The 3,316-nt window shown below is 67.0% G+C and carries 3 protein-coding genes and 1 pseudogene; all 4 read left to right on the top strand.

All coding sequences use genetic code 11. From position 1 onward, the window contains the following. Positions 1–161: 161 nt before the first annotated feature. Positions 162–728 (top strand): dTDP-4-dehydrorhamnose 3,5-epimerase, encoded by a 567-nt coding sequence (gene rfbC, locus WAZ62_RS13935; protein WP_422644140.1) that lies wholly within the window; start codon positions 162–164, stop codon positions 726–728. Beyond that, positions 725–1,789: a dTDP-glucose 4,6-dehydratase gene (rfbB, locus tag WAZ62_RS13930; protein WP_422644139.1), complete on the top strand. Its 1,065-nt coding sequence runs from the start codon at positions 725–727 to the stop codon at positions 1,787–1,789. Before rfbC ends, rfbB begins: the two co-directional genes overlap by 4 nt. After that, a complete protein-coding gene (gene rfbD / locus WAZ62_RS13925) occupies positions 1,789–2,733 on the top strand; it encodes a dTDP-4-dehydrorhamnose reductase (protein ID WP_422644138.1) in 945 nt (314 codons plus the stop codon). Before rfbB ends, rfbD begins: the two co-directional genes overlap by 1 nt. Before the next feature lie 110 nt (positions 2,734–2,843). Then, positions 2,844–3,316: pseudogene (locus tag WAZ62_RS13920) on the top strand (hypothetical protein); the annotation flags it as partial.

Here is a 3,316-nt window from a genome sequence, read left to right as displayed (position 1 = left end):
ATCCGCCCTCGCTGATCGCCGACGCTTCGGCGATCCGGCGCCATTTCGGCTGGGCGCCACGCCATTCCGACGTCGACACGATTGTTCGCACCGCCTTCGCCTGGCACGCCGCCGAGGCGAAGGCCGATGCCGTTTCCTGAATATCCTGCATCGGGGATGTCATGCAGAAGGTGATCTTGTTCAAGACCAGGCGGTTCGGCGACAGCCGGGGCTGGTTCGCAGAGACCTACAATCTCGCCCGCTTCGCCGAGGCCGGCGTCACGGAGGCCTTCGTCCAGGACAATCATTCCTGTTCAAGGCCCGTGGGTACCCTGCGCGGCATCCACTTCCAGACCCCGCCCCATGCCCAGGCCAAGCTGGTTCGCTGCATCCGGGGCCGCATCCTCGATGTCGCGGTCGATCTGCGGCGCGGCTCGCCGACCTATGGCCGCTGGGTCTCGGCCGAGCTGTCGGCGGAGAATGGCGACCAGTTGTTCGTTCCCGTCGGCTTCGGCCATGCCTTCCTGACCCTCGAGCCCGATACCGAGGTCGTCTACAAGGTCACCAGTCTTTATGCCCCGAGCCATGACGGCGGCATTCGCTGGAGCGATCCCGACATCGCCGTCGACTGGCCGCTGCCGGCCACCGGCCCCGCCCTGTCCGACAAGGACGCGGTCCTGCCCCTGCTGAAGAACTTCGACAGTCCATTCGATTACGACGGCACGCCCCTGACGCTGGAGACGGCATGAAAATTCTCGTGACCGGCGGCGCCGGCTTCATCGGCTCGGCGCTTGTCCGCCATATCGTCGCCAACCGCCCGGACGACGAGGTGCTGAATCTCGACAAGCTGACCTATGCGGGAACGCTCACCTCGCTGCGGGCGGTGGAGCACAGCCCGCGCCATCGCTTCGTCCGGGGCGATATCACCGATCGCGCCCTGGTCGGCGCGCTGCTGGCCGAGTTCCGGCCCGACCGGATCGTCCACCTCGCCGCCGAAAGCCATGTCGATCGATCGATCGAGGGGCCGGCGGCCTTCATCGAGACCAATGTCGTCGGCACCTTCACCCTGCTGGACGCCGCGTTGGCCTATTGGCGCGGCCTGGGGCCCGAGGCGCGGGCGGGCTTCCGCTTCCATCACGTCTCGACCGACGAGGTTTTCGGCTCCCTCGGCGCCGAGGGCTATTTCACCGAAGACACGCCCTATGCCCCGCGCTCGCCCTATTCGGCCTCGAAGGCGGCGTCGGATCATCTGGTCATGGCCTGGCACCATACCCATGGCCTGCCGGTGGTCCTGACCAATTGCTCGAACAATTACGGCCCCTATCAGTTTCCCGAGAAGCTGATCCCGCTGATGGTCATCAAGGGTCTCGCGGGGGAGCCGCTGCCGGTCTATGGCAAGGGCGACAATGTGCGCGACTGGCTTTTCGTCGACGATCACGTGCGGGCGCTCTGCGCCGTCTTCGATCGCGGCCGGGTGGGCGAGACCTATAATGTCGGTGGCAACGCCGAACGCACCAATCTCGAGGTGGTGAACACGATCTGCGCCCTGCTCGACGAACTGCGCCCCCGGCCGGACGGGCAGCCCCATGCCCGGCAGATCAGCTTCGTCACCGACCGGCCCGGCCATGACCACCGCTATGCCATCGATGCCGGCAAGATCCGCCGGGAGCTGGGCTGGGCGCCGCTGGAAACCTTCGAAAGCGGCATGGCCGCCACCATTCGCTGGTATCTCGGCAACGAAGCCTGGTGGCGGGACATCCTGGCCGGGCGCTATGACGGTGGCCGCCTGGGCCTGACGGGGGCGGTGTGATGGACATCCTCGTCACCGGCGGCAGCGGCCAGGTCGGGCTTGCCCTGCGCCGTCTCGCGGTGCCGGACGGGGTTCGTCTTCACGCGCCGGGCCGGGCCGAGCTCGATCTGGCGGATCCCGCCTCGTTCGGCAGCGCGATCGCGGACGGGCGTTTCGCCGCCGTGATCAACGCGGCGGCCTATACCGCCGTCGACAAGGCCGAAAGCGACGTGGCCGCCGCCTTTACCGTCAACGCGACCGCCGCCGCCGTCCTCGCCGACGCGACGCGGCGGGCGGGCATACCCCTTGTCCAGGTCTCCACCGACTATGTCTTCGACGGCACCAGGGCGGGTGCCTACGACGAGGCCGATCCGGTCTGCCCGGTCAACGTCTACGGCGCCAGCAAGGAAGCGGGGGAACAGGCGGTCCGGGTCATCAATCCCCGCCATGCCATCGTGCGCACCGCCTGGGTGGTCAGTCCCGATGGCGCGAATTTCGTCAAGACCATGCTGCGCCTCGGCGCCGAGCGGCCGGAACTCGGCATTGTCGCCGATCAGCGCGGCTCGCCCACCTCGGCCGCCGATCTGGCCGCCGTGCTGCTGGGTATCGCCCTTCGCCTGGTCAACGACCCCGCCGCCCCGACCGGAACCTTCCATGCCGTCAATGCCGGGGAAGCGACCTGGCACGATCTGGCCCGCCGCGTCTTCGAGACCGCCGCCCGCCTCGGCCGGCCTGGCCCCGTGGTCCGGGCCATCGGCACCAGCGACTACCCGACCCCGGCGCGGCGCCCCGCCCACTCGGTCCTCTCCACCGCGCGTCTGAGCCGGGACTATGGCATCCGGATGCGGCCCTGGGGCGAAGCCATCGATGACATCGTGCGGGAACTGGTCGAACGAGAATGTGAATTAATGCAAAGAAAAGGAAATAAAACTTCCGCAAATCTTTCAAAGCGGAGGATGGAATGACCGAGCCTATAAGCGAAGGAGGATACTTCCTATTTGGAGAGTTTGATTTTGATGCGAAGGGCAGGCTCTCTGGACATATCTATGGTCACCGTTTGACTGAAACGGCTTCCGTGCTGTCCCGTCTGGGCGAGCAGGTGCGGAATGGGTCCCTGCCCCATTTCACCATCCCCTATCGCACCGACGACCTGATCGAGCAGGCGCAGGTCGCGCGCGAGATCGTCTCGACGGCGGAACAGGTCGTCCTGCTCGGCACCGGCGGCTCGTCCCTCGGCCCGCAGGCGATCGCCCAGCTGGTCCAGACCCCGTTCAGCGGCGCCCCCGGCCGGCCGCGTCTCGGTTTTCTCGACAATCTCGATCCGGCCGGCCTCGCGGCGGCGATGAACGCCAGCGATCTGCCCAACATGCATTTCCTGGTCGCGTCCAAGTCCGGTACCACGGCCGAGACCATCGCCCAGTTGCTGGTGGTGATCGACGCGCTCGAGGATGCCGGCTATCGCCGCGATGCCATCGGCCGCCACTTCACCGTCGTGACCGAGCCCAAGGACAGCCTGCTGCGCCAGATCGGCAAGCATTTCGGCGCCCG

The organism is Zavarzinia sp., assembly GCF_049306435.1.
In the GTDB taxonomy this organism is placed as follows: Bacteria; Pseudomonadota; Alphaproteobacteria; order Zavarziniales; family Zavarziniaceae; genus Zavarzinia.
This window is presented reverse-complemented; position numbering and strand designations above follow the sequence as displayed.